This window comes from Bacillus sp. ILBB4, from assembly GCF_035064545.1.
Lineage (GTDB): Bacteria > Bacillota > Bacilli > Bacillales > Bacillaceae_H > Priestia.
In genome coordinates, this window is the sequence record NZ_JAIQVD010000003.1 from 842,592 (window position 1) to 867,178 (window position 24,587).

Genomic DNA, 24,587 nt, shown 5'->3' on the forward strand with positions numbered 1-24,587 from the left:
TCGGATGTATCAAGAGCAGCGCATGAGTGCGATTGTTGAATACCTTCATACACACCGTACGATTACGTTAGACGAAATTTGCGATATGTTTACCGTTTCAAAAGATACGGCGAGGCGTGATTTAGTCAAGCTTGAAGAACACGGTGAGGTTATGAGAGTCAAAGGCGGGGCGACGCTATCGTCAAGTCACATCGTTGATTATAGTGAACGAACGCCTACCAAAGCGAAAGAACAAATCGCTAAAGAAGCAGCTTCGTTAATTTCGGCGGGCTATGATGTACTTTTAGATACGTCTTCTACCATCGCACTGATGGCGAAGTATATGGATGTAAAGCATGCAACTGTTATTACGAATTCCATTGATAATGTGGATTTGCTCGATCAATATACGACGTGTGATACGTTTTTGCTGCCGGGCAAGTTTAACGGGAAAAACCGTAACGTCACCGGGCCAAGAACGATTTCTACGTTGCAGGAATACAAAGTAGATCAGCTGTTTTTAGGGACATGCGGCGTTGGGGCAGAGAGTATTACATCTCCAAGTGAAGAAGAAGCGTTTTTAAAAAGACAGATGATTCAATGTGCAAGACAAGTGATTATGCTTGCGGATCATACGAAGTTTGAACGTGAATTTTTACACCGAGTATGTGATATGAGCGACATTGATATCTTGATTACAAATAAAGAGCCAGAAGCGGATGTAAAAGAAAAAATAGAACAAAATCAAGTGCGGCTTATCGTCACAGATTTTGATAAAGGAGAGGAAAAACGATGAAAAAAATAAAAGTAGGATTAGTAGGATACGGATTTTCAGCAACGGTCTTTCACACGCCTCTTTTAAGCGTGTTAGACGAATTTCATATTTCAAAAGTCATGAGTTCAAATCCTGAAAAGGTGAAGAGTGACCTAGAGGGTGTTGAAGTAGTAAGCAATCTGTCTGAACTTCTAGAAGATGACAGCATTGATTTAGTTATTATTACAACGCCTAGCGGCATGCACTATGAAATGGTGAAAGACGCACTTCGCGCAGGCAAGCATGTAATTGTTGAAAAGCCGATGGTCGTATCGGAAAAAGAAGCAAATGAATTAATTCAATTAGCAAAAGAACAAGATGTTCAACTAAGCGTCTATCATAACCGCAGATGGGATAATGATTATTTGACGGTGAAACAGCTGATTGAAGAAGGAAAATTAGGCGACGTTAAAATGTATGAAGCTCATTTTGACCGCTATCGTCCGGCTGTTCGAGACCGCTGGAGAGAAAATGAAGGACCTGGGTCAGGAGCGCTTTACGATTTAGGCTCTCATTTAATTGACCAAGCCTTACATCTTTTTGGAATGCCTGAATTTGTTCAAGCTGATGTGTTTGGTCAGCGAGATCATGCACGTACGGATGATTACTTCCACGTAGTGCTTGGATACGGTTCTCTTCGCGTTATTTTGCATTCAAGCGCTATTGTGCCAAGCAACGGGCCGCGCTTTCAAGTTCACGGAACAGAAGCAAGCTATATCAAATACGGGATTGACGGCCAGGAAGATATGCTAAGAGCCGGCAAGAAGCCTGTGAATGATACGTGGGGAGCAGATCATCCTGAACACTACGGTAAGCTGACAACGGGCGAAGGAGAAACAACAGAAATTGAAACGCTGCACGGTTCTTATGTGACGTATTATCAAAAAATTGCCGACAGCCTGCTTCGAGGAGAAGAACTTCCGGTTTCAGCAGAAGAAGCTCGTGACGTGGTTAAAGTTATTGAAGCGGTATTTGAAAGCAGCAAAGAAAAACGAGCGGTTTATTTTAACTAAGGAGCGAGAAACAGTGAGTAATCATTCGGCAGAGACGCTGCTTGAAAAAGTAGTTCAACAGGAAAAAGAACTGATCTTTCATCAATTTACAAATGACCAGGCTCTACAGCTCGGAATGGCCATTATTAATGAAGCAAAAAGCAAGGGTAAGGCAGTAACCGTAAGTATTAAACGAAATGGTCAAACTCTCTTTCAACATGCGATGGAAGGGGCTATTCCCGATCATGAAGAATGGATTAAACGAAAATCAAACACCGTTCTTCGTCACCATCACAGCTCGTATTATATGAAGCTGTACTGCGAGTTAAAAGATCGTTCTTACGCGCAGTTTTACGCAGCGAACCCTCAGGAATTCGAAGCAGTAGGAGGGTCATTTCCGATTTCGGTTAAAAACGTCGGCGTAATTGGAACCATTACCGTATCAGGTATGTCGCAAGAAGAAGATCATGCACTTGTGGCAGATACGATTCTTAGCTTTTTGCAATAAAAATAAGCGGACTTCGTTGGAAGTCCGCTTATTTAATTAAAAGATGAGTGGCGATAAGGCGTGTGTTTTTTCTACATAAATAAAAGCATCATATCGTTTTGACAAGCGAGAAGGAACATAATTTCCGTATTGTTCAACCTCTGGGTCATATACAACACCAATGGCGCGGTGGCCTATCGTTGAATGAAAAAATTTTCGGTTTTCCTCTGTGAACATGAGATATTGATCAAAAGCACCTGCTCGGTGAATGGTATCTTCCCAGCTTCCTTCCATAGCTGGAGGAACGGTTAACTCCTGCTGAGGATTACCCCAGCTATCAGAAGCAATGACCGTGCCGTGATGAGTTCCGAATCCGACGGCGTAAACATGCTTCGGTCCGTATTCTTCACGGGTAAGCTGACCTACATTCACCATGCCGCTGCTTTTCATGTCCGTTGCTCTTGCATCTCCGATGTGAGTGTTATGCTCCCATACAATTCCTTTCGCGCTATCTTTGTAGTAAGATTGAATATATTTTAAAGCTTCTACCATATGACGATCGCGAATATTCCACGATTCATTGTCATTGGTAATCATCGTATGATAATAAGCTTCAGCATTGCTTGCTACCAGCGCATTTACCTGCATACTAAGCGCAGCTTCAGGCTCATGAGTATAGGTATCTTTCTTTTGCTGAATGGTTTGTAAAAGCTCTAAGATTTCTACCATGCAGTTTTTTCCGTAAAAGGCAGAAGAAATTCCATACATCTGTGCTTCGCGATGAAAAGGTTCAAAGCATTCAAAGGCTTTTTTCGCTTTCTTTGCATCAGAAGCGTGGTTGTTTTCTAAGTACTCAATAATAGCTTCCATCGATTCCCACAGGCTGTATACATCTAAACCGTAAAAACCTACTTTTGGCTGATGTGCTGGCAAGTTGTTGTTATAATCACGAAGCCATTCAATCAATTCTTTTATTTCTTGATTGGCCCACATCCATGAAGGCCAGCGGCTAAAAGATTTTAAGACATCTTCGGCATCGGCGTACTGAGTTGTATATCCTTTAATATAGCGATTAAGTTCAAAACACGATGGCCAGTCTCCTTCCACTGCTATAAAAGAAAAATCATGATGCTGAATTAATTCTTTCGTAATAGCTGCTCGAATTTCGTAAAATTCAGATGTGCCGTGAGATGCTTCGCCGAGAAGTACGTATCGAGCGCGGCTTGCTGTGTTAATAAGCGGCAGTAAGTCATCAATATTAGCAAAAGGGATGGAATATTCTTTGATAGCTTCTATCATTTGATTGGTTTTTAGCATATGATCACCTTATTTTTAAGAAATGAATAGCAAGAGCTTGAGACAGCAAGTCTTGCTACCAGTTAACGGGTTCTTATTTTTATGGATTACCTGCTGAAGTGCTTAATGGCAGAATCATTTAAAGAAAAATCTTCTTTAGTAAGCGCCGTTTGATTCTGTGTTTCGCATTCTTTAGTAGGGTGCTCTTCTTTTTTAGAAACAGTAGAAACTTCTTCGTTATTTTCATACGTGTAGTTTGTTGACATTATGTTTCACCTCTTGTATCTATTGTTTGAGGTACAGAAAATAAAATAAGAAGAAATATCAGGAATACCTTAAAAAGAAGGGTACCCTTTAAATTATTTGAACTCATGCAAGAAATTGTCTACACTAAACACTGATACATAAATCGAGTGAGGAGAACGTGAAGAGTTTATGAAGTTGATTTCGTGGAACGTAAATGGCATTCGCGCGTGTGTGCGAAAAGGATTTTTAGATTATTTTCAAGAAGTGAATGCGGATGTATTTTGTATTCAAGAGACGAAGCTGCAGGAAGGCCAAATTGATTTGCAGCTAGAAGGATATTATCAGTACTGGAATTATGCCGTGAAAAAAGGGTATTCCGGAACGGCTGTTTTTACAAAGCAAAAGCCTTTATCCGTTTCATACGGTGTGGATAAAGAATCAGAAGACGAAGGACGTATTATTACGCTCGAGTTTGAACAATGCTATGTAGTAAATGTGTATACGCCAAATTCTAAAAGAGATTTAGCAAGGCTTGAAGAAAGGCTTCAATGGGAAGATGATCTGCTCGTGTACTTAAAAAAATTAAATAGCCGTAAAGCGGTGATTTTGTGCGGAGACTTAAATGTAGCCCAAGCAGAAATTGACTTGCGCAATCCAAAGCCAAACCGAGGAAATTCTGGTTTTACCATAGAAGAGCGAGGAAAGATGACGACGCTTCTTGCTAGCGGATTTCTTGATACATTTCGTTATTTGTACCCGAATCAAGAAGGATCCTATACCTGGTGGTCGTATATGAACAAAGTGCGAGAACGAAATATCGGATGGCGCATTGATTATTTTATCGTATCGGAGAGAATCAAAGACGTTATTCAAGAAGCTGCTATTCATCCGCATGTAATGGGAAGCGACCACTGTCCTGTGATGCTAGACTTAAATGTACCCCATCTATGATATCTTTCTATATAATAGAAGAAAAACGGAAAAAAGGTTGGTTCACGCGAACGGTTGCGGTATAGTAAACATATTAAAAAGTACAGAATGTTCTATGAGATAAAGGGGGAGACAGAGGTGAAGCGAGACTCGCTGCAAACCATTGAGCACGAAATTGCGCTGCTTGTTCGTCTAACAACGACGCACAGCCCCAAGCTTGGAAGCTTGGACCGTTCTGAATATTTACTGTTAAGCGAGCTAGATCAGCGCAGTCCGCTCGGGATTAATGCATTAGCTGAAAATTTAAAACTGAGCTTATCTACAGCTAGCCGGCAAGTATCTGCGCTTGAGACTAAACAGTTTGTTCGCCGCTTTCCAAGTCCAGAAAATGGGCGGATTAGTTTAATTGAAATGACGGATTCAGGAAGAGATATTTTGCAGCATGTACAAAGCAAGCGTAAACAGGCCTATGCTGAAGTGTTAGAAGATTGGTCGGAAGAAGAGATTTTAGTACTGGAAAAAAGCTTATCCCGCTTGAATCATAATTTTAAAAAATGGCGCAGCAATGGATGTTAAAGCGAATACATATAGATGAACAAAAAGGCTATTGAAAAATAGTCTTTTTAAGTTGAAACAAAGAAGTTGATTTCTTCTTTAAAAGATGTATAATATGTAGTGCTGCTATAACTTGCATGATACAACTTGTACAATAAAATATGTAAGGAATTGTTAGTCATATGAAAAGAATTTAATAAAAGGAGGAATAAATATGAGTCAGAATAATCCAGCAGTAGCCTCCGACAAACAAGGTTTAAGCGTACCTAAATACTTGATTATGGCGATTTTAACGCTATTTTCAATTGGCCCTCAGTATTTTTTGAATTTATCTTACACGGTCAATCAAGTATTGATTCAAAATCGATTTGATGCGAGTACACAAAGCTTACTATTGCCATCTATTATTTCTAATTTAGCATTTGGACTTGGGGTACCTATTGGTCCGATGCTCACGAAAAAATATGGCGTGCGTAAAGCATACTTAACGTTCGTTTTAGTCTTTTTAGCAGGTTCGATTATCAACGTTTTTTCCGAAAACGTTGCGTTTTTATCCCTTGGTCGTCTGATTCAAGGCTTAAGTTCAGGAATGCTGTTTTTAACCATTATTCCAGCTGCGCTGATCTCGTTTCCGAATAAAATCCGAAACTTCTTTTTAGTGTTAGCGATCGGCGGACTGTTCGGTTCAACGGCGATTGGAGCCTTTTTAGGTGCTGTATCTCTTAGCATGGATAATTGGCGCTGGGTTTTTGTTTTAGGAATAATAGCTTCTCTTGTCTGTCTGTTTATTGGATATAAGGTATTACCTGCTCATGATCCAACTCAGCAAGAAGAGCGTCCAGTAGATAAGAAAAGTATCTTTATTCTTAGTCTTATTATGATTTTACTAGTATATCCACTGTATGAACTAAGATATGAAGGATTTGCTTCTATTCAAGTGTGGCCGTTCTTATTGGCTGCAGCAGGGTTAGTTATCATTTTTGTTTTAGTTGATTTAGCGGCTGAAAATCCATTAGTACCATTAAAATCGCTGCTAGCCGTAAAACCAGTTGCGGGTACAATTATGGCAATTGGCGGTCATATGGCATACATCTTAGCAATCGCAGGTATTAATGGCGTCATGCAAAATGTGCAAAATGCATCGTACACCACGCTTTCTTATTTTTATTTGTACTTCTTTATTGGGGTACTGATTTCAGCATTTGCCACGACATTCTTGTATGACAAGTTTGGTCCAGGTTACCTTGGAGCGATTGGATCACTTCTCATTGTCATTGTAGGATTTAGCTGGGTGAACGTATCAGCCGATACATCACTAGTAAGTTTATATGTTCACATTATGCTCTTTGGTATGGGTGTTAGTATGGCACTGGTATCTGGTGCGCTAGGAGCGGCATTAGCCGGAGATTTACATCAAGCTTCGATGCGTTCGATTTCACTGCACTCCATTCGAAATTTACTAGGAGCCATTATAGCACCTGTAATAGGATGGTTTGTTGTTCGACAAAACGCGATTTATTATGAAGATTTCCGAGGACAAATTAGCTCAGTAGATCCTCAGGTGAAGCTGCAGCTGTCTGAAATGATTAAACGTTATATGGGTATGGGAATGAGTCAAGCGGACGCAAAAACATCGGCTGTGACAGCTGTTGTAGCAAGCGCTAAAAAAGCGTCGATTTTACATGCGTATCACAACTTATTTTTCATGCTTGGTATTTTAGGCGTAATCATGCTCATTGCTTCACTAAGTAAAGCGTGGAGCGGTCAAAATAGAATTCTTGTTCAAAAAGAAGAGGTGCAAGAAAAAGCTGAGCCGCAAGAAGAAAGAAAAATGCTGCCCGCACCTTAAACAGAAGAAACATCTGTATAATATACTAACTATAGAAAGAAGGAATTCCGATGAGTAAAAGTCGTTTATTGGTTACTAACATTGTTGGAATCATTGTGATTTTATTACTAGTAGGTTTTGGTGGATATTATTTCTACGAAAAAGCAAATTACGTTAAAACCGATGAAGCGCAGGTAGAAGCACCGCTTTCACAAGTTATTGCTTCAGCTAACGGTCAGTTAAGCGAATGGAACGTAAAAGAAGGAGATAGCGTTTCTCAAGGTGACTCTGTTGGAAGCTTAAAAGAAGGCGACAAATCAACAGACGTAACGTCTATGATTGACGGAACAATCATTAAAAACAACGCTTCTCAAAATCAATTAGTAAAAGCTGGCGATGTATTAGCACAAACAGCTGATTTATCTAAAATCTATATCAATGCAAACATTAAAGAAACAGACCTAGGTGATATCGAAGAAGGAGACAGCGTTGATATTACAGTGGACGGAGACTCAGGTAAAGTCTTTAAAGGCCATGTTGAAGCAATCGGCCGCGCAACAAATTCAGTGTCTTCTATGCTTCCGGCTCAAAACACAGGAAACTACACAAAAGTAACGCAAAAAGTACCGGTGAAAATTTCAATTGATGATGCATCAGATAAAGTTCTTCCAGGTATGAACGCAGAAGTGAAAATTTCAATTTAACAGTGAAAAAAAGCTGCTTCCTTCAAGGAAGCGGCTTTTTTTATGCCTAAACAAATAAAATAAAAAATGTGCTAAAAAGGGGATGTATACAAAGGAAATGTGTGGTAAGATACTTCTTGTTTGAAATTGGATATCGGTAAAGAAGGTGATGGGATGACCGCGGTCGAAACAAAAAAAGGGCCAAAAGAAAAGCTGAATTTATTTTTCTTAACGTGGCCGATCTTTTTAGAAGTGTTTCTTTTTATGTTAATGGGGATTGCTGATACCTTTATGCTAAGTGCGCTGTCGGATGATGCCGTATCAGGAGTCGGAGCAGCCAATCAATACCTTCACATTGCGATTTTGGTGTTAGAGGTCATTGGCAACGGGGCGGCAATTGTTGTCTCTCAGTATTTAGGATCAAAACGGTATATGGAAGCGTCAAAGATTTCTGCTTTGGCCGTTACGTTAAATTTAGGAGTCGGGCTAGTTATTAGCGCGGGTTTTCTTTTGTTTTCAAGACATATGATGGAAGCGATGAACTTACAAGGTGACGTGCTGATGTATGCACAAAGCTATTTATCCATCGTCGGAGGAGCTATTTTTCTTCAAGCGATTATTAATTCTCTTGCAGCGATTATTCGCGTACACGGCTTTACAAAGCAGGCGATGTTTGTTTCACTTGGAATGAACATTTTTCATATTGCAGGAAACTATGCTTTAATCTTCGGGAAGTTCGGCTTTCCCGAAATGGGCGTGCAAGGAGCTGCCATTTCATCTGCGTTCAGCCGATTCGGTGCGCTGATTGTATTCTTTTGGCTGCTGTATCAAGTGATGGAATATAGAGTAAAATTTCAATACTACATTACGCTTTCAAAAGAATATATCGGTAAAATTTTAAAAATCGGTATTCCGTCGGCTTTTGAACAGGTTATGTATCAAGGCTGTCAAATTGTCTTTTTATACTATGCAACCTACCTAGGAGCAGAATCACTCGCTGCGAGACAGTACGCGATGAATATTTCGATGTTCATTTACTTATTTGCCATTGCGATTGGAATGGGTACAGCGATTATTGTCGGCCGTTTAGTAGGCGGAAACGAAAAAGATGAGGCGTACCACCGCGTATGGAAAAGCGTCAAATGGGCCAGTGCCGTAACGATGATGATGGTTGTTCTTGTGATGACATTCAGAACACAGCTGATCAGCGTGTTTACAGACAATCCGCATATCATTGAGCTTGGGGCGACGGTGCTGCTTCTGAGCATTGTGCTTGAAACGGGAAGAACGATGAACATTGTGCTGATTAACTCGCTGCGGGCAGCGGGAGATGCCAAATATCCGGTGTTGATTGGTGCGATGTCGATGGTCATGATGAGCTTGCCGCTTGGTTATTTCTTCGTTTTTCATTTAGACATGGGGCTCGCTGGCATTTGGCTTGCCATTGCAGCCGATGAATGGACGCGCGCAGTTATTATGTTTTTTCGCTGGAAAAGCCGGGCGTGGGAAAACTACGGACTTGTGCAGCACGAACAAACAGCTGAAGAACCAACGCCGGTTCAAGTATAAAACAAAACCTCTGCAGAATGTGCAGAGGTTTTTTGCTGTGTAAAAAAGTGAAACGTAGATTAGTCTTTTTACGCAAAAAGCTTTAATTTATGGGAGAAAACGGGTATGGGTACAAAGGAATGGTTTTATTCTACTTATTCTTTGTTTTAGATAACGATATATGGTTGGATAACGTATTTAGACATGAGCCTTTTTTCTCTTATTTTTCATTTTTATCTCAATTCATGAAACTAGAAGCATAAAAAAGAGAGTTTTTTCCTATTTAGCTATAATGAGACAAATTTTATACTTATAATTATTGGATTAAACTCGAAATGTGCGGAACAGGAGGAACGATATGGGGTTAGGAAGCGTATTAGACGGACTGCTGGGAGAAGTATCTGGAAGAGTCTCAGATGTAGAAGGGAAAATTTCTAAGCTAAGAACGGCTAAAAGTAAAATTGAGCATGAACAAGCTGTTTCATTAAAAGAAATTGAACACATCAAAAAGCCTGAGCTGGGAGACAAATGGACGGGTACGTTATCGGATGATTTTGACGAAAAACGTACGGCAGCCTACGACAACATAAAAGGCATTTTAGACGGTGATTACGATGGATACATTCGTGAAATTGAAACAAAGATATGGATGCTAGAAGCTGAAAAAGGAGCTTTGAGTGGCTTGAACGCCGCTATTGGAGAAGCGGATTCTTTATTAGCTAAAGGTGAAGAAGCCTACGACGCAGTAGAAAACAAGATTAGTGAAATTAGAAGGGGGCTGTTTTCATGACAATTAAGCTTGATCACGCTGACGTTATCAAAAAGCTTGAAGCAGTCAGCACAGCGATTGGAAATTTATCCATTAGCAAAATGCCTGACCTTGGAAAAAATAGCCTTGATACTACAAAGAAATGGGAAGCGCGCGAAGAAGAAATTCAAACGCTTATTTCTACTTATATAAAAGCACTAAACAAAAACGTAAAAGATACAAAATCTAATGTAGACTTACTAAAAGAACAAGACGAATCTATTATCCATTCGTAGCAGCAAAGGGGGATGACTGTGGGAAAGGTATACGATGCAAAAGCGCTGTTTGATGTAGCAAAAGACAGGGAAAAAGCCTACGATGAGTTACTAAGCCAGCTGGGCGAACTGAAAAAAGCGCTGCAGGGCGTAGCGGATTTAGACGGCAGCTTAGAAGGAAAAGGCGCTGACAATATAAAATCTTTTTACAAGCAGCACGCCGATACGGCCGGACAGTGGGAAAACTTAATTAAAATGCAGCAAAGCTATTTTTCAACGCTTCACGTTAAAGCTGAAAAAGCAAAGCTGACAGGAAGCACGATTGTAAATGAATCATTTTTAGAAACAGAGCTAAAAAACGCCAACAGCAATGCTAAAGAAATAGTTGCTCAGCAGCACGAAGATTTGCAGAGTATTTTAAACGGTATTGACGATATCGTCTCTATTTCAGCGTTTTCAACGAGTGAGTTTAACCATAAAATAGAAGAAGCAGAGAAAAAACGCACCGATACAATTGAAGCGGTGAACCAGCTTGATGCTGAATGGTCAAAAGAATACAGCGAAATGGACGATTTTTATACGGTAGTGAATACGCTAGTGAGCGGCTTAGAGCTTGCTACGAGTCAAGGAGGAAGCGCCTATCAGCTTGCCTTTAACGAAAAAGCCTATCACGACAGCGAGCTGTATAAAGTTCAAACAAAGCTAAACGACTATGCAACTTCATATGTTGACTACAACAAGCAGCAAGAAGAAGTATACGAGCTGGAAAAAAAGCAAGAAGAAGAAGCAAACAAGCCGTGGTATGAAAAAACGTGGGATGCGGTTTCTACCTTTACAGGAGAGGTCAGCGGATATTATGATTATAAACGAGCAGCAGAAGGCGTGGACCCTGTTACGGGTGAAAAACTTTCTACCTCACAGCGCGTCGCAGCGGGAGCCATGGCAGCAGCCGGCTTCATTCCGGTCGTCGGCTGGGTAGGAAGAGCCGCAAAAGGTGGAAAAGCAATCTATAAAACGGCTAAAGGCCTAAGCGCAGCGGATCACGCCTTAGACGCCTACAAATCCGCCAAATCCTTCAAAGTCCTGGAGCAAACCGAAAAAGGCCTCTACGGTCTTGTGGCTGCAAACGGCCTAGGAGAATACATGACCGGACGCGACATGTTCGGGAATAAAATCAGTGAAGAGCAGCGTAAAGCTAGTCTTCTGCAAGCATTAGGAATTGCTGGAGCTGGGGCGCTTTCTACGAAGGTAGCGGGGAAAATGGGACAAAGCCTTGCGACCAAAGGAACCGAAAAGCTCAACAACATGCGCAACACGCTTCGCACAAGCGCCGTTGCCAACGTCACAAAGCAAGCCTACCAAAGCGTCAAAAACGCACCGGCCTCTTGGACACAGTCGCTACATAAAACGTATAACAACATCCTAGACAGCAGTATGCCAAGACTGGGGCCAGAACTTGTGCCGGCTGGTCCAGCACTTGCCCAGCAGACGGTGAGGGAGACCTTGCAGAATGTGAAGCAGCAGACGATGCAGATGATTGAAAAGCCTGTAAAAGTAGAGCGTGTGAGTGAGCCTCAAATCTCAAAGGCTACAAGCCAACGTATTCCTAGGTCTAGTGGATCTAAAAGGTTAATTGCATCAGGAGAACATTTTACAAATGGGAGAAGAAATAGGTTAAAGCCCGACGTTAGGTATAAAACGGGGGAGCATGACTACTTTTACGAAACAGATAGCATGGGTAGAATTGTAAAATTCGAAACAGAAAATTTACAGTTAACAACAAGAACCGAGAGGTTATCACATAGTAAAAACACACCAGGTAAAATAAAAGGCCAAGACCACGCAGGACATTTGGCAGCAGATAGGTTTGGTGGTTCACCTAAAATCGATAATTTGGTTTCGCAGTTGTCTGATGTAAATTTAATTGAATATAAGAAAATTGAAGAGGAATGGGCCACAGTTTTGAAGAAAAACCCTCCCCAAAAAGTAACAGTTGATGTTGAAGTTATTTATGCGGAAAACGATATGCGCCCAGATAAATTTGTAGTGAGGTATACTATTGATGGTGACCTCGTTTCTAAAACGATTAAAAATGAACCTAAGGAGTAAAAAATGCGATGAAAGAATTTGAAGATTTATTTAGTGAATTGCAGGCAGATATGATTTCCATCTGTATGGAATATGTTGAGGACAGAGCAGACAAAGTTTATGTGTATGCTTCGTGTGAAGGAAATATTATTTCAAGTAAGTTCTTTTATCTCATCAACAATCAGTACGTAAAATCTCATCAAGTGAACGATGCATTGGAGGATGGAGAGGAAAGGTATGATGCATCCCCGCAAAGAGGATTTATGGTATTAGATATTTTAAATGAAGACATTGAAAAAATCGAAGCGTTGTGTGAAGAATATAAGCGAGACGTGCCGACAGAGATGAAATTAATTTATGATGTGAAGAGTGGTCATTTTAAAGCTGAATATAATTACGAGTTGGTTTACACAAATGATGATAGTAAAACATCTAATTATATTGCTAATGAATGGTATGAAGAAGTGAAAAATAATAAGCTTTAATTTCGTATGGATGTGTGAGTTTAGTAGAATTCATTTTGGTTTGAATCAATAGATCATCATATTTGATATTCTTTTGAAGTTTTTTTGTATATAACGACTGATTATACAGATTGGTTGAATACAGATTACGGATTTGTAGCACAGAAAAAGATTTGGAAGTACAAATATTTAGATGAAGTACCAACAGATGAAAAAACTAAGAATTTAATAGATCAATATTTAAAAGAGTATCCCAGTAATCCCATTTAAATAATTATTAAAGTTATAAGTAAACACACTGTATTTTATGAAAATCAGTGTGTTTTTATATTATAGAACAACTAAGACTTTTAATTTAAGCCTTTCTCACTGATGTAAAACTCTTTAAATCTCAACTAACTATAGCAACCGCCTTGATAAGAAATAAGGAAGAGTTGCAAACGGACTAGGAGAATACATGACCGGACGCGACATGTTCGGGAATAAAATCAGTGAAGAGCAGCGTAAAGCAAGTCTTCTGCAAGCATTAGGAATTGCTGGAGCTGGGGCGCTTTCTACGAAGGTAGCGGGGAAAATGGGACAAAGCCTTGCGACCAAAGGAACCGAAAAGCTCAACAACATGCGCAACACGCTTCGCACAAGCGCCGTTGTCAACGTCACAAAGCAAGCCTACCAAAGCGTCCAAAACGCACCGGCCTCCTGGGACACAGTCGCTACATAAAACGTATAACAACATCCTAGACAGCAGTATGCCGCGACTCGTGCCAGAACTTGTGCCGGCTGGTCCAGCACTTGCCCAGCAGACGGTGAGGGAGACCTTGCAGAATGTGAAGCAGCAGACGATGCAGATGATTGGTAAGGTTTCTGTTAAAGATAAGCCAGTGAGCGAATATCTTAATGATATAACTACATCAGGTAGGGTCAATAAGGACAAAATGAATCAGCTTAAAAATGCTATTCAAAATAATAGGTTTAGTGTAGAGGAACTTTCAGAAATTAGTGGAAAAATGTCTGAACTAGGCATTACAAAAGAATATAATGAAGTACTCTTAAAAATTGATTTTGGAAAATATCTCACGGGATTAATAGGTGGCCCACCTGAGGCTATGATAAATCCACATGCTCATCATATTTTATTCAAGAAAGGTCTTGGTCAAAAGCAGAAAGAGCTTGTACAAGAAGGACAAGAAATATTAAGAAAATATGGAATTGATCCAATAATTGGGCAAGAAAATCTCGTCTGGGCACCGAATGCTGTGGTAGGACAACATAGTATTGACGCCTTAGAAATTGTTGTTCATAGATTAAAAGCTGTTGAATCAGAAGGTGGAGACTTAGATGATATTGTTGATGCTCTTGAAGAGTTAGGTAACTTAGCGAGTAGAAGATAGTGAAGGAGGATGTATTTTGGATCAAAAAAATATTAATAAATCGATAAGAAATGCCATTAAAGCTGGCGATATAAATTTAGTGAAAAAACTAATAGGTGATGATATAGAGACTTTAAACACTATGACTGCATTTGGTACTTGGTTACATGTAGCTGCTAAAAAAGGGCACTTTCAAATAGTAGAGTATTTAGTTGAAAAAGGAATTGACGTTAATGCTAAAGGTGGAACATTTGATGCTTCTGCGTTAAATTTAGCAGCTGGATCTGGTAATTTAGCTATAGTAAGATATTTAATAGAATCTGGAGCAGAATTAGATGTGAGTCTAGCGAAGAGAAATCCACTTTTTGGAGCAATTTATGGAGGACATAAAGAAGTAGTTAAATATTTAGTTGAAAAAGGAATAGATATTTCAATTAAATACACGGGAGAAAATATCAAAAATATGAATGCCTATGAATATGCTAGGGAGTTTGGACAGACCGAGATTGCTGAATATTTAAAGCAAAAGATGAATGAAAAAGAATAAACTTGAAATTAGCTTTACAGTTATAAGTATTAATGCGAAAAATGAAATGATAAAAGATCTTGATGGGTAATATTCCTTTCAAGATCTTTTGCTTTGTTGAAAATTATGGATGATAAAAGTTCAAGTATCTGTGTGAAAAGATACGGATGGTGCTTGCGTTTTTTATGAGTGTGAAATTGTGAAACAAATTAACTCAATCTATTGAAACCAAAAAAGTCCTCTATGGTTTTGTTGTCTCAAATGGCTTAGGAGAATACATGACCGGACGCGACATATTCGGGAATAAAATCAGTGAAGAACAGCGTAAAGCAAGTCTTCTGCAAGCATTAGGAATTGCTGGAGCTGGGGCGCTTTCTACGAAGGTAGCGGGGAAAATGGGACAAAGCCTTGCGACCAAAGGAACCGAAAAGCTCAACAACATGCGCAACACGCTTCGCACAAGCACCGTTGCCAACGTCACAAAACAAGCCTACCAAAGCGTCAAAAACGCACCGGCCTCTTGGACTCAGTCGCTACATAAAACGTATAACAACATCCTAGACAGCAGTATGCCAAGACTGGGGCCAGAACTTGTGCCGGCTGGTCCAGCACTTGCCCAGCAGACGGTGAGGGAGACCTTGCAGAATGTGAAGCAGCAGACGATGCAGATGATTGAAAAGCCTGTAAAAGCAGAGCGTGTGAGTGAACGTCAAATTCAAACGGGTACTAAGGGTATAGATAATGCTAATAGACTTATTCCAGGTACTCCTGGAAACCCTACCTCAGGAGACCCAACTAAATTAGGTAAAAACTTACTAGAGTCAATGGGGTTACCTCGCTCTAAAAGTTGGAAAGGTTATCAAGCACAACATATAATTCCTTCTCAATTAAATAAACATCCAGTTATCAAAAAAATTGGAATGGAAATGAATGACTCTACAAAAGGTATATTTTTACCTATACCTTCTGACGATGTTAGTAGTCTATCTAGACATAGAGGCTTTCATAGCGTTTATAACAATGTTGTAAGAAAACAGCTTGATAAAATGGATGTTAATCAAGATATAGCAGTGTTAGAAAAACAAGTATATGAACTACAACAAAAGCTAAAAAAGGGAGTGGAAAATGGATTACCGTTATATAAGACTAAAATAAATAATATCGAGGAATTTTACAAAAGTGGTAAAAATAAAAAACTGCCTGTTTGGAACAGAGGCGGTGGAGCAACCGAAGAGTTATGGGAAAGGTGGTTATCTAAATGAAATTTGGTGAAAACACTCAATTAGTAGAAGAAGTAATGGATTTTATTCGTAATGATAAGATGTTTAATAAGAATAACTTTCATGTAAATAACTTAGAGGTAATAAATGATTTCAATGAAGCCCAAAACCTTGCCTGGTCTCAGGACTCAAGTGAAGTTGATACTGTATGGGAATATGTTAAATCACAGGAAGCAGAAAGTATTGTTGGAAAGGTATATGATTTGGATTTAGTAACTCAGCAAGATGATTTATATGATTTTTTTAGTGACCATGACAATTACTCGAATGACTTTCTTCCTTTTGATTATATTGATATTAATGAGGAAGTTGAGGGAGACCTCACGATGTGTGCATTAAATCGATTAGTTAATGGGAAAACAGATAATTTTTATGAAAAAATCTTTGAAGTTTATAAGCAAGGAGGTTGGCCTTGTGGGTGGAAGGGGACATACCCTATTGGTGAAATTATTGTGTATGTGCCTTAAATTAAATGAATTTCAAACCTTGATGGCAAAGTGCCTTTCAAGGTTTCTTTTTTGTGGTAGGGCCACCTAGTGACTCATAGTTCATTTTTTATTCAGAGAATATAAGTAACTCCTTAAATTCCCATATTATGTTTTTACGAATTATATAGGACGTACAACACCTTTTAAACGTATGCCCTATTTATTCTTTATTTTGTTAAGCAAATAACCACAATATCATTAATAAGTTTTTATAGCGCTTTATCAGATGAAAAGTTTTTAAAAGTCTTGCACTATTTTTCAGAGGGAACTGGTTATGGAAATGAGTACTACACTTGTACATTTTCAGGAGACTTAGAGCCGTGGGAAGAAGGCTATGTGGAAAACGGCATTGAATTTCTACACGGTACGGGTGACACTGACAAAAGTGTTATTGTCGATTATGAAACGTTTTTAACTTACTTGCACAAAATTTGCCACGTATATATGGAAGATCATGCCCATGATAAAGAAAAAGTGATGGCTCTTTTACATAAAATTAAACAAAATCATAGTAATGAAGACTAGTAGGAGTATATAAAGAAGCAACGAATCGAGTCTTGCTATAGAGAACAAGCTCTCCACACTACAGCGCATTACACCAAGCAGAGAGACGATATAATGAAAGTGCTGAAGTATATTGGAGAGGATTCTACAAGGTAGAAAGTAGAGGGAAAACGAAAAATGGAAACAACTCAAATGACAAAAGCTATTAGAGATGCTATAAAAGGTGGTCACTTAAATAAGGTAAGAGACTTATTTGAGAAAAATCCAGAAATGTTAACATGGATCACACCTTTTGGCACATGGCTACATGTAGCGACAGCTCATGGTCATTTGGAAATCGTCCAGTACCTTATTCGTGCTGGAATAGATGTTAATGCACAAGGAGGAACTTTTTCTGCCAATGCCTTAGAAAGAGCGGCTGCAAAAGGACATATAGATATTGCTAAGTATCTTATTAACCATAATATTAAAATTGATATCAGTGAACCAGATAAAAATCCGCTGTTTGCTGCTATATATAACGGTCATTTTGAGATGGTTAAACTGTTAGTTGAGAATCATATTAATATATCGATTACATACTCTGGTGAAAATATGAAAGAGATGGATGCTTATGCATTTGCGATTGAACGAGGACAAATAGAAATTGCTGAATATTTAAGGCAGAAGTGGACAGTAAATGGAATTAAAGCTTAATGATATTTATCAAGAGGTGACCGATAATTTAAAGGAAATGATATAAGCGAACTACAAATACGACAGTGATTTTCATTGACCACAACTATTTAAAAGTAAAAACGGTAGAAACAGCTAAATTATTGAGGAAGATGTCTATATTAAAAAACGACAATAATGGGCAACTAAATGAAGGGAGATATGATTTGGAGAAAAACAGCGTTAATAAAGCAATAAGGAATGCAATTAAACGTGGTAACATTAACTCAGTTAAAGAGCTAATAGGTAAGGATAAAGAAATTCTACATACCATGACTCCATTTGGTAGCTGGTTGCACATAGCAGCAAAAAAAGGACAGATGGAAATAGTAGAGTATCTAGTGCATAAAGGAATCGATGTAAATATAAAAGGTGATATATTTGATGCTTCTCCCTTACGAGTGGCAGCGGGTGAGGGGCATGTAGAAATAGTACAGTACTTAATCCAATCTGGAGCAGAACTAGATGTAAGCTTGGCAAAAAGAAATCCTTTATTTGCAGCGATTTATGGTGGCCACAAAGAAATAGTTGAATATCTAGTTAATCAAGGTATAGATATTTCCGTTCAATATACCGGAGAGAATATCGAGGATATGGATGCGTACCGATATGCTAAGGAATTTGGACAAACAGAAATTGCTGATTATTTAAAGCAAAAGCTGAATGAAAAAGTACAAAAGAGAGTGCTTGAAGACTAATTAAATTGTATACAACAGGTTACAAAGCTAATAAAAGCAAGGAGGTCCACCTCATGCTAGAACCTATATATGCTGAAAACGTAATTGCCGGAGTTATACATAAAAAGCAGTTTCAATGGTATGTAACCGATCGAGAGCTATGGTATTTAGATTATGTAAAGTTTGCGCAAGCTTTTGAAAGTCATCTAGCGGTTGACGAATACATTGAACCTGAACGAAAAGGAATTGAGATTCTTAGCAGTGAAAATGCTGAGCTTTTTTTAAAGCGTATACAGTCATATAAAGCAGATGCAGCTACTCTTTTAAAGCTATTTGAAGATAAAATAGAAAGCGGAGAGGAAGAAGACGTATTAGACTTTATCCCTTCGTTTTTGGTGGACTTTGATCAAAAGGTGTTCTATTCACTGTTTCCTGAGCCGGCTTCATTTGAAGAATATGTTCCAAGTGATTGGAAAGGAACGTATGAAGACTTTACAGCTTTGATTCCAGAAACAGAAAAGTATTGGATAAATAAGGACGGAGAAAGTTTATTTGAGCTGTGAGGAAGGAAAGAAGCGTTGGATAGTTCAGTTCGAGTATTCAAGACCGACATGAGAAAGAGATGCTGTAAATAGCATCCCTTTTTTTAAAAAGTTATAATGTCTTTTCAGCAGCTTTTTGATGTGCAAAAGAGGAAGATTTCGTTATTTCCTCTTCATCGAAATCCATTTCTGGAGGAGAAAGCTTAAATCCTTTTGTAAGAAAAGTTAAGTACACAAGTCCTATGGCAGTCCAGATGCTTCCTAGCACTAAGGCGTGTTTATCCAGATTAATAAAGAGATAGAAATCAAGGGCTGCTCCAATAGCTGGTATAAGAAAGTACAGAAGAAAACGATTCTTTCTTTCATTTTTTAACGTGAAGTAATAGTGAAAAATGACCGATAGATTTACAAAAATAAACGTTAAAAATGCTCCAAAGTTAATAAATGAAGTAGATGTACTTACATCAAGCTTAACAGCCAGTAATGAAATGCCTCCTATGAATAAAATATTCATTAGGGGTGTTTTTGACTTTCGGTGAAGATAACCAAATATCTTAGCGGGAAGTACGCCGTCTCTTCCCATTGCAAATAATAAACGGGCTCCGCTTGTTTGAGCAGATAAACCAGATGCGAATTGAGCAATAATTAGTCCAGCTAGAAAAATAGAGCTAAATAAATTGCCGCCGATTTGTACGGCAATTTCAAATGCTGCTGAATCAATATTTTGAAAAGATGTATAATCAGGATGAACAAGCTGTAGAAAATAAGAAGCTCCAATAAAAATGATGCCTCCAATTAGTGTAATAAGAAAGATAGCTTTTGGCATTGTTTTTTCAGGATTAATGGTTTCTTCAGATAGAGTTGTAACAGCATCAAATCCTAAAAAAGAATAACAAGCAATGGAAGCGCCAGCGGCTACAAACGAAAATGTAAGATGCTCGTTCAAGAATGGGTTAAAGCTAAAGAGTGCAAAAGGTGATGAGCCTTTTATAAGGTATATAATGCTTAGTGAAATAAAAATACCGACTACGAGCAATTGAAAAACCATCATTAATGCATTGACGTTCGCCGCCGCTTTTAAGCCAATCATGTTGATGACAGTTGTAATAAAAATAAAGGCTAGTACAAATGTCCAAAGAGGAATGCTGGGAAAAGCTGTATGTAAATAAACGGCTCCGATAAGCCAAATAACCATAGGAAGAAACAGGTAGTCTAGTAAAACAGCCCATCCAATCATAAATCCGACATATGGATTTATGGATTTTCTTGTATACGTATAAGCAGACCCTGCAATAGGAAAAGCTTTAGTCATTTTACCGTAGCTATAAGCTGTAAATAGCATAGCAGCTAAAGCCACTATATAGGCAGTGGAAACTAGTCCATGGGTGGTTTCAGCCAACAAGCCATAAATACCAAATACAATCATTGGTGTCATATAAGCAAGTCCAAACAAAACAATATGTGACAACTTCAAAGTTGGAACTGCTTGGTTTCTTTTTGTTTCCATCTTTGCGCCTCCCTTAAAAATTGTTTTTAATCTTCCTATATCTATTTGTACAAACCCGCTCTTCTGTGCATAAGGTAATTAAGCTTCTGATCTTTTGATTCCTCTAAAGAAATAGCTACTGTTGATATCTGTTCCTTGCTACCCATTTTTAAAAGAATTTCTCCTTTATTGTTGACGACTGCGCTGTGTCCAAAAAAGAATGTATCTTCTTCATTGCCGATTCGGTTGCATAGAGCAATCGGCAGCTCATTTTCCATAGCACGGCTTTTTAAATAAGTTATTTGATAATCTTCGTAAGGGCTCATGTTAGCAAGCGGGATGATGAGTAAATCCGCTCCTTTTATTTTTAAAGTTCGGGCCACTTCAGGGAATTCAAGGTCATAGCAGATCATTAATCCAATGGTTCCGAATTTGGTTTTGAAAACAGGTAAAGTGTTGCCTGGGCGGAAGATTTCAGCTTCCCTGTCAAAAAGATGTGTTTTTTGATACGTACCAATTACAGCTCCGGTATCATCTATAAGAGCTGATGTAATATGATAATGCCCGTTAGCTGTTACTTCAGGAAAAGATATAACGGCGTGGATGCTGTGATCCCTGCAGCTTTGTTGTAAAAGCTGTAAGCTTTCACCACTAACGGATTCAGCTAGCTCCTTAATATCATCCCAAATAAAATAACCTGTTAAACAAAGTTCCGGAAAGACAACAAGGTCAGCCTGTTCGCTTGCAGCTTGCTTGATACAGTCATTGATTTTTCGAATGTTTTCTTTTTTATTGCCTAGTACAGGACAAAACTGAGCAATTGTAATATTCACTGTAAAATACCTCCTCATAATAGTTTTCACTATAAATACAAGCAAGAAGTGTGCCAACTCATTTTTTCAGTCAATTCTGATTTTTAATCTTTAAAAAGATGAATTTTTTCATTATACTAATAGGGAGAAAAAGAAAATAAGTCATATTCTGCTTATACAGTTATTTGGAAAGCTAAGATGATGATTTTTATCATCAATGATGCGATTTTTCATTAGAAACAATCGAAAGGAGGAAATGGATAATGAGGAATTCTTCAATAGGTACCTGCGAATCAATAGTAGTCATCATAGATCATGAAGGACGTATAGATACCGTATCTATCAATAATAAACAAACCAGTCACTTATCGCTGTTTCAAGAAAATATGTTACTTGAAGAAGTTCAGTGGAAAAAGGTCTTTACTGCTGCTCCAAGTGGCTCTACTCAGTTATTAAGCACCTATGAGGGAAGAACCTATCTGTTTACCCTCCACCTTGTCCAAGCGAACTCTTACATAAATCAAATCGTGACATTAGCGAATATATCTCAAAGCATGTTTACCCCTTATTCAAATGAAGGTCAGCATAAAACCGATGAGTTGATTATGGAATCATCTGCTATGAAACGAATTAGTAAAATTATTGAAACAATTGCTCATGTAGGCTCCACTGTTCTTCTACTAGGTGAATCGGGAGTAGGCAAAAGTCAAATTGCTAAATTTATTCATAGTACTAGTACACGTTCAACGCAGCCTTTTATTTCTGTTAATTGTGGTGCTATTCCAGAGAGTTTAATCGAATCAGAGCTATTTGGGTATGAAGAAGGAACTTTTACAGGCGGAAAAAAAGGAGGAAAGGTCGGCTTATTTGAGGCTGCTCATAAAGGAACAATTTTTCTAGATGAAATTGCGGAATTTCCTTTAAACCTACAAGCAAAACTGCTAGGTGTTTTGCAAGAAAACGCGGTGCGAAAAGTAGGAAGTACAGAGGAAAAGAAAGTAGATGTGCGAGTAATTGCTGCAACAAATAAAAATCTACAGGAACTTGTTGAGAAAAAATTATTTCGTGAAGATTTGTTCTATAGGCTTAATGTCGTACCGCTCACTATTCCACCTCTTAGAGAGCGAGAAAAGGACATACATATCTTAATTGATCATTTTCTGTTTAAATATAATACAAAATATCATCTTCAAAAAGAGATTAATGATGAAGTAAAAAAAGAGCTTATCCAATATAAATGGCCAGGAAACATAAGGGAATTGGAAAACACGATAGAAAGAATTGTCGTAACAAATATGACTGAAAAAGAAGTGCTAGAAGAAAAAAATATACGTGAAAACGGTTGGTCATTTTCTCCTAAAGCACCAATATCTTTGAAAGAAGCTAAAAGACAAGTAGAAAAAGAATTAATTTTAAAAGCTTACGGTGAATACAAAAGTACTTACAAAGTAGCAGAAGTATTGCAGGTTGATCAGTCTACTATTTCAAAAAAGTTAAAAGTATACAAAAAAGAAGGTTTTTAAAGAGGTGAAGGGATGCGTCAATTAAAAATTGCATTAGCCCAGCTTAGAAGCAATTTGCATGATAAAAATAAAAATTTAAAGAGAGTTTTTGGAACGATGGAAGCGGCTAAAGATCAAGGTGCGGATTTTGTGTTATTTCCTGAATTATTTTTGACTGGTTTTTTGTTAAATGAACAGGTGGAGGAATTAGCTGAATCAGTAGAAGGAGAATTAATCACGAAAGTTAAAAAATGTGCTAAAGAATTACAAATAGGAGTTATTCTTGGTTTTCCAGAAAGACACCACTTTAAAATATATAATTCCGCTGTATTTATTAATAAGAAAGGTGAGATAGTAGGAACTTATCGTAAAATTCACCTTTTTGATCATGAAAATTCATATTTTACTTCTGGAGATAGTATACCAGTCTTTGATACACCTCAAGGAAAGTTTGGAGTAATGATTACATATGATATGGAATTTCCTGAAGTGGCGCGAATTCTAGCATTAAAAGGAGCCGAAGTCGTCTTTGTTCTTTGTGCGAACATGATTCCTTACGAGCATCATCAGCACGTTTATTTGAGGTCAAGAGCTTTAGAAAATCATATTTTTATTGCAGCTGCTAATAAAGTTGGATTAGAAGATGACTATGTCTATTTTGGTGAAAGTGAAGTTATTAATCCTAATGGGCACTGTCTGTTTAAATCTCTTAATAATGAGGATCTTGCGATTGTTGACATAGACCTATCGTCTTCGGCAAGTTCAAAGGAAATTTTGAACTATTTAGACAATCGAAAGTCAGATTTATACAGAAGAGAAGGACTATAAGAGCTCTTTATTAAAGAAAGCTGCTATTACTTTTTTACACCAACTAAGCGAGCAGTGTGACTCGCGGAGCTTGCGTGAATGGTTTTCCCTATTTTTGTTGATGTTTGCGCCCAATTTACTTCATCGGGATAATTCGTAATCACTCCGTCACTTTTTGTTTTCCACAAAAATGAAGCGGGAAGCCGCTTGCTTCCAGACCACGGTGATATTTTCATTCCGGCAGAATGGACTTGGTGGATGAGAGTAGGCGTTAGGATGTCATAGGACGGGTTAAAGTAAGTGGCAAAAGCGGCTAATTGCTGAATTGAGTTTGGGTTTGCATCTCGTTCTGAAGAAGTTAGTATGCCTATAGGAACATTTGGGAGAAGCTCATGCATTTTTTTCATGGATGAAACGTTAAAAGACTGAATGATAATGTGATCGAGCTGTCGCTTGTTGATTTCAAAAGCTACTTTTCTTTCAATTCCAGGATAAAGTTCCGGAGCTTTTAACTCTATCAATATACCGATTTTTCCTTGAAATTCATCTAATACTTGTGAAAGAGTTGGAATTTTTTCATTCATAAAAGAATTGTCTTTCCAGCTTCCTGCATCCAAGCGCTGAAGCTCAGCGTACGTTAATTCTCGAACGTGCCCGCTTCCGTTTGTCGTTCGGTCTACGGTACGGTCATGCATAATAACGAGTACACCGTCTTTGCTTTGCTGCACGTCAAGTTCAATGTAATCCGCATTCATTTCTAGCGCTTGGTGAAAAGCAGCCATTGTATTTTCAGGTGCGTAAGCAGAAGCTCCTCGGTGCGCAATGTTCGTAAGTTTTTCTTCCGTGCGTGCAAAAGCAGAAGAGGCGATTGAACAGCATAACAAGGCGACGGCGCTTAGACCAGCTAAATATTTTTTCATCACGTTTCTCTCCTATGCGTTGGTAT

At 38.4% G+C, this 24,587-nt stretch carries 29 protein-coding genes; 24 read left to right on the forward strand and 5 right to left on the reverse strand.

Going from position 1 to position 24,587, the window contains the following annotated elements; genetic code table 11:
- Positions 1 to 4: 4 nt before the first annotated feature.
- From LAV82_RS16470 to LAV82_RS16480, 3 genes are read left to right on the forward strand one after another with little or no spacing between them, the layout of a single operon-like run.
- Positions 5 to 775, forward strand: coding sequence for a DeoR/GlpR family DNA-binding transcription regulator (locus LAV82_RS16470; RefSeq protein WP_029322226.1), 771 nt, complete (start codon positions 5 to 7; stop codon positions 773 to 775).
- Complete coding sequence (locus LAV82_RS16475) at positions 772 to 1,806, forward strand: oxidoreductase (RefSeq protein WP_053487347.1); 1,035 nt, start codon at positions 772 to 774, stop codon at positions 1,804 to 1,806. Before LAV82_RS16470 ends, LAV82_RS16475 begins: the two co-directional genes overlap by 4 nt.
- Positions 1,807 to 1,819: 13 nt before the next feature.
- The gene (locus tag LAV82_RS16480; protein ID WP_499716493.1) at positions 1,820 to 2,293 is read left to right on the forward strand and encodes a heme-degrading domain-containing protein; all 474 of its coding nucleotides are present in this window, start codon (positions 1,820 to 1,822) and stop codon (positions 2,291 to 2,293) included.
- A gap of 36 nt (positions 2,294 to 2,329) precedes the next feature.
- Here LAV82_RS16480 and LAV82_RS16485 read toward each other — a convergent pair whose 3' ends face one another.
- Together LAV82_RS16485 and LAV82_RS16490 are read right to left on the reverse strand one after the other, a co-directional pair.
- On the reverse strand, positions 2,330 to 3,589 hold the full coding sequence (locus LAV82_RS16485; protein ID WP_499716494.1) for an erythromycin esterase family protein: 1,260 nt from the start codon (positions 3,587 to 3,589) through the stop codon (positions 2,330 to 2,332).
- A gap of 86 nt (positions 3,590 to 3,675) precedes the next feature.
- Positions 3,676 to 3,834, reverse strand: coding sequence for a hypothetical protein (locus LAV82_RS16490; RefSeq protein ID WP_014459762.1), 159 nt, complete (start codon positions 3,832 to 3,834; stop codon positions 3,676 to 3,678).
- A gap of 169 nt (positions 3,835 to 4,003) precedes the next feature.
- Between LAV82_RS16490 and LAV82_RS16495 the strand changes: the two genes are divergently transcribed.
- The 19 genes from LAV82_RS16495 to LAV82_RS16585 all read left to right on the forward strand — a co-directional run bounded on the left by LAV82_RS16495 (position 4,004) and on the right by LAV82_RS16585 (position 19,055).
- Positions 4,004 to 4,765 (forward strand): exodeoxyribonuclease III, encoded by a 762-nt coding sequence (locus LAV82_RS16495; RefSeq protein WP_499716495.1) that lies wholly within the window; start codon positions 4,004 to 4,006, stop codon positions 4,763 to 4,765.
- A 117-nt stretch (positions 4,766 to 4,882) separates the two neighbouring features.
- Positions 4,883 to 5,320, forward strand: coding sequence for a MarR family winged helix-turn-helix transcriptional regulator (locus LAV82_RS16500; protein ID WP_013083479.1), 438 nt, complete (start codon positions 4,883 to 4,885; stop codon positions 5,318 to 5,320).
- Positions 5,321 to 5,513: 193 nt separating this feature from the next.
- On the forward strand, positions 5,514 to 7,148 hold the full coding sequence (locus LAV82_RS16505; RefSeq protein WP_211079103.1) for an MFS transporter: 1,635 nt from the start codon (positions 5,514 to 5,516) through the stop codon (positions 7,146 to 7,148).
- 50 nt (positions 7,149 to 7,198) lie between these two features.
- Positions 7,199 to 7,831: an HlyD family secretion protein gene (locus tag LAV82_RS16510; protein WP_057236023.1), complete on the forward strand. Its 633-nt coding sequence runs from the start codon at positions 7,199 to 7,201 to the stop codon at positions 7,829 to 7,831.
- A 153-nt stretch (positions 7,832 to 7,984) separates the two neighbouring features.
- Positions 7,985 to 9,379 (forward strand): MATE family efflux transporter, encoded by a 1,395-nt coding sequence (locus tag LAV82_RS16515; RefSeq protein ID WP_499716496.1) that lies wholly within the window; start codon positions 7,985 to 7,987, stop codon positions 9,377 to 9,379.
- Between the two features lie 337 nt (positions 9,380 to 9,716).
- A complete protein-coding gene (locus LAV82_RS16520) occupies positions 9,717 to 10,148 on the forward strand; it encodes a YwqH-like family protein (RefSeq protein WP_057236029.1) in 432 nt (143 codons plus the stop codon).
- Positions 10,145 to 10,402 carry a YwqI/YxiC family protein gene (locus LAV82_RS16525; protein ID WP_057236031.1) on the forward strand — a complete coding sequence of 86 codons (258 nt, stop codon included), beginning with the start codon at positions 10,145 to 10,147 and terminating at the stop codon, positions 10,400 to 10,402. Before LAV82_RS16520 ends, LAV82_RS16525 begins: the two co-directional genes overlap by 4 nt.
- Positions 10,403 to 10,420: 18 nt before the next feature.
- Positions 10,421 to 12,490, forward strand: a complete 2,070-nt coding sequence (locus tag LAV82_RS16530; protein WP_499716497.1) for a T7SS effector LXG polymorphic toxin — start codon at positions 10,421 to 10,423, stop codon at positions 12,488 to 12,490.
- Positions 12,491 to 12,498: 8 nt separating this feature from the next.
- Positions 12,499 to 12,954 (forward strand): immunity protein YezG family protein, encoded by a 456-nt coding sequence (locus LAV82_RS16535; protein WP_013057379.1) that lies wholly within the window; start codon positions 12,499 to 12,501, stop codon positions 12,952 to 12,954.
- Positions 12,955 to 13,038: 84 nt separating this feature from the next.
- Positions 13,039 to 13,203, forward strand: a complete 165-nt coding sequence (locus LAV82_RS16540) for an immunity protein YezG family protein (RefSeq protein WP_080518339.1) — start codon at positions 13,039 to 13,041, stop codon at positions 13,201 to 13,203.
- Positions 13,204 to 13,390: 187 nt separating this feature from the next.
- Positions 13,391 to 13,654: a hypothetical protein gene (locus LAV82_RS16545; RefSeq protein ID WP_499716498.1), complete on the forward strand. Its 264-nt coding sequence runs from the start codon at positions 13,391 to 13,393 to the stop codon at positions 13,652 to 13,654.
- Positions 13,655 to 13,760: 106 nt separating this feature from the next.
- Entirely contained in the window at positions 13,761 to 14,324 is a 564-nt protein-coding gene (locus tag LAV82_RS16550) for a hypothetical protein (RefSeq protein ID WP_499716499.1), read from the forward strand.
- Positions 14,325 to 14,340: 16 nt separating this feature from the next.
- The gene (locus tag LAV82_RS16555) at positions 14,341 to 14,850 is read left to right on the forward strand and encodes an ankyrin repeat domain-containing protein (protein WP_057236034.1); all 510 of its coding nucleotides are present in this window, start codon (positions 14,341 to 14,343) and stop codon (positions 14,848 to 14,850) included.
- Between the two features lie 257 nt (positions 14,851 to 15,107).
- Complete coding sequence (locus LAV82_RS16560) at positions 15,108 to 16,091, forward strand: AHH domain-containing protein (protein WP_499716500.1); 984 nt, start codon at positions 15,108 to 15,110, stop codon at positions 16,089 to 16,091.
- Positions 16,088 to 16,576 (forward strand): cytoplasmic protein, encoded by a 489-nt coding sequence (locus LAV82_RS16565; protein WP_499716501.1) that lies wholly within the window; start codon positions 16,088 to 16,090, stop codon positions 16,574 to 16,576. Before LAV82_RS16560 ends, LAV82_RS16565 begins: the two co-directional genes overlap by 4 nt.
- A 222-nt stretch (positions 16,577 to 16,798) precedes the next feature.
- Complete coding sequence (gene cdiI / locus LAV82_RS16570) at positions 16,799 to 17,122, forward strand: ribonuclease toxin immunity protein CdiI (RefSeq protein ID WP_499716540.1); 324 nt, start codon at positions 16,799 to 16,801, stop codon at positions 17,120 to 17,122.
- A gap of 156 nt (positions 17,123 to 17,278) precedes the next feature.
- On the forward strand, positions 17,279 to 17,797 hold the full coding sequence (locus LAV82_RS16575) for an ankyrin repeat domain-containing protein (RefSeq protein WP_499716502.1): 519 nt from the start codon (positions 17,279 to 17,281) through the stop codon (positions 17,795 to 17,797).
- A gap of 185 nt (positions 17,798 to 17,982) precedes the next feature.
- Complete coding sequence (locus LAV82_RS16580; protein WP_328245013.1) at positions 17,983 to 18,513, forward strand: ankyrin repeat domain-containing protein; 531 nt, start codon at positions 17,983 to 17,985, stop codon at positions 18,511 to 18,513.
- Between the two features lie 53 nt (positions 18,514 to 18,566).
- The gene (locus tag LAV82_RS16585; RefSeq protein ID WP_499716503.1) at positions 18,567 to 19,055 is read left to right on the forward strand and encodes a hypothetical protein; all 489 of its coding nucleotides are present in this window, start codon (positions 18,567 to 18,569) and stop codon (positions 19,053 to 19,055) included.
- 91 nt (positions 19,056 to 19,146) lie between these two features.
- Here LAV82_RS16585 and LAV82_RS16590 read toward each other — a convergent pair whose 3' ends face one another.
- Together LAV82_RS16590 and LAV82_RS16595 are read right to left on the reverse strand one after the other, a co-directional pair.
- On the reverse strand, positions 19,147 to 20,541 hold the full coding sequence (locus LAV82_RS16590; protein WP_499716504.1) for an APC family permease: 1,395 nt from the start codon (positions 20,539 to 20,541) through the stop codon (positions 19,147 to 19,149).
- A gap of 41 nt (positions 20,542 to 20,582) precedes the next feature.
- On the reverse strand, positions 20,583 to 21,353 hold the full coding sequence (locus LAV82_RS16595; RefSeq protein ID WP_499716505.1) for a carbon-nitrogen hydrolase family protein: 771 nt from the start codon (positions 21,351 to 21,353) through the stop codon (positions 20,583 to 20,585).
- Between the two features lie 242 nt (positions 21,354 to 21,595).
- On the opposite strand from LAV82_RS16595, the gene LAV82_RS16600 reads away from it, so the two are divergent.
- Together LAV82_RS16600 and LAV82_RS16605 are read left to right on the forward strand one after the other, a co-directional pair.
- On the forward strand, positions 21,596 to 22,855 hold the full coding sequence (locus LAV82_RS16600) for a sigma-54 interaction domain-containing protein (RefSeq protein ID WP_499716506.1): 1,260 nt from the start codon (positions 21,596 to 21,598) through the stop codon (positions 22,853 to 22,855).
- Between the two features lie 12 nt (positions 22,856 to 22,867).
- Positions 22,868 to 23,662 carry a carbon-nitrogen hydrolase family protein gene (locus tag LAV82_RS16605; RefSeq protein WP_014459788.1) on the forward strand — a complete coding sequence of 265 codons (795 nt, stop codon included), beginning with the start codon at positions 22,868 to 22,870 and terminating at the stop codon, positions 23,660 to 23,662.
- 26 nt (positions 23,663 to 23,688) lie between these two features.
- Here LAV82_RS16605 and LAV82_RS16610 read toward each other — a convergent pair whose 3' ends face one another.
- Positions 23,689 to 24,561: a glycerophosphodiester phosphodiesterase gene (locus LAV82_RS16610; protein WP_499716507.1), complete on the reverse strand. Its 873-nt coding sequence runs from the start codon at positions 24,559 to 24,561 to the stop codon at positions 23,689 to 23,691.
- Positions 24,562 to 24,587 lie beyond the last annotated feature (26 nt).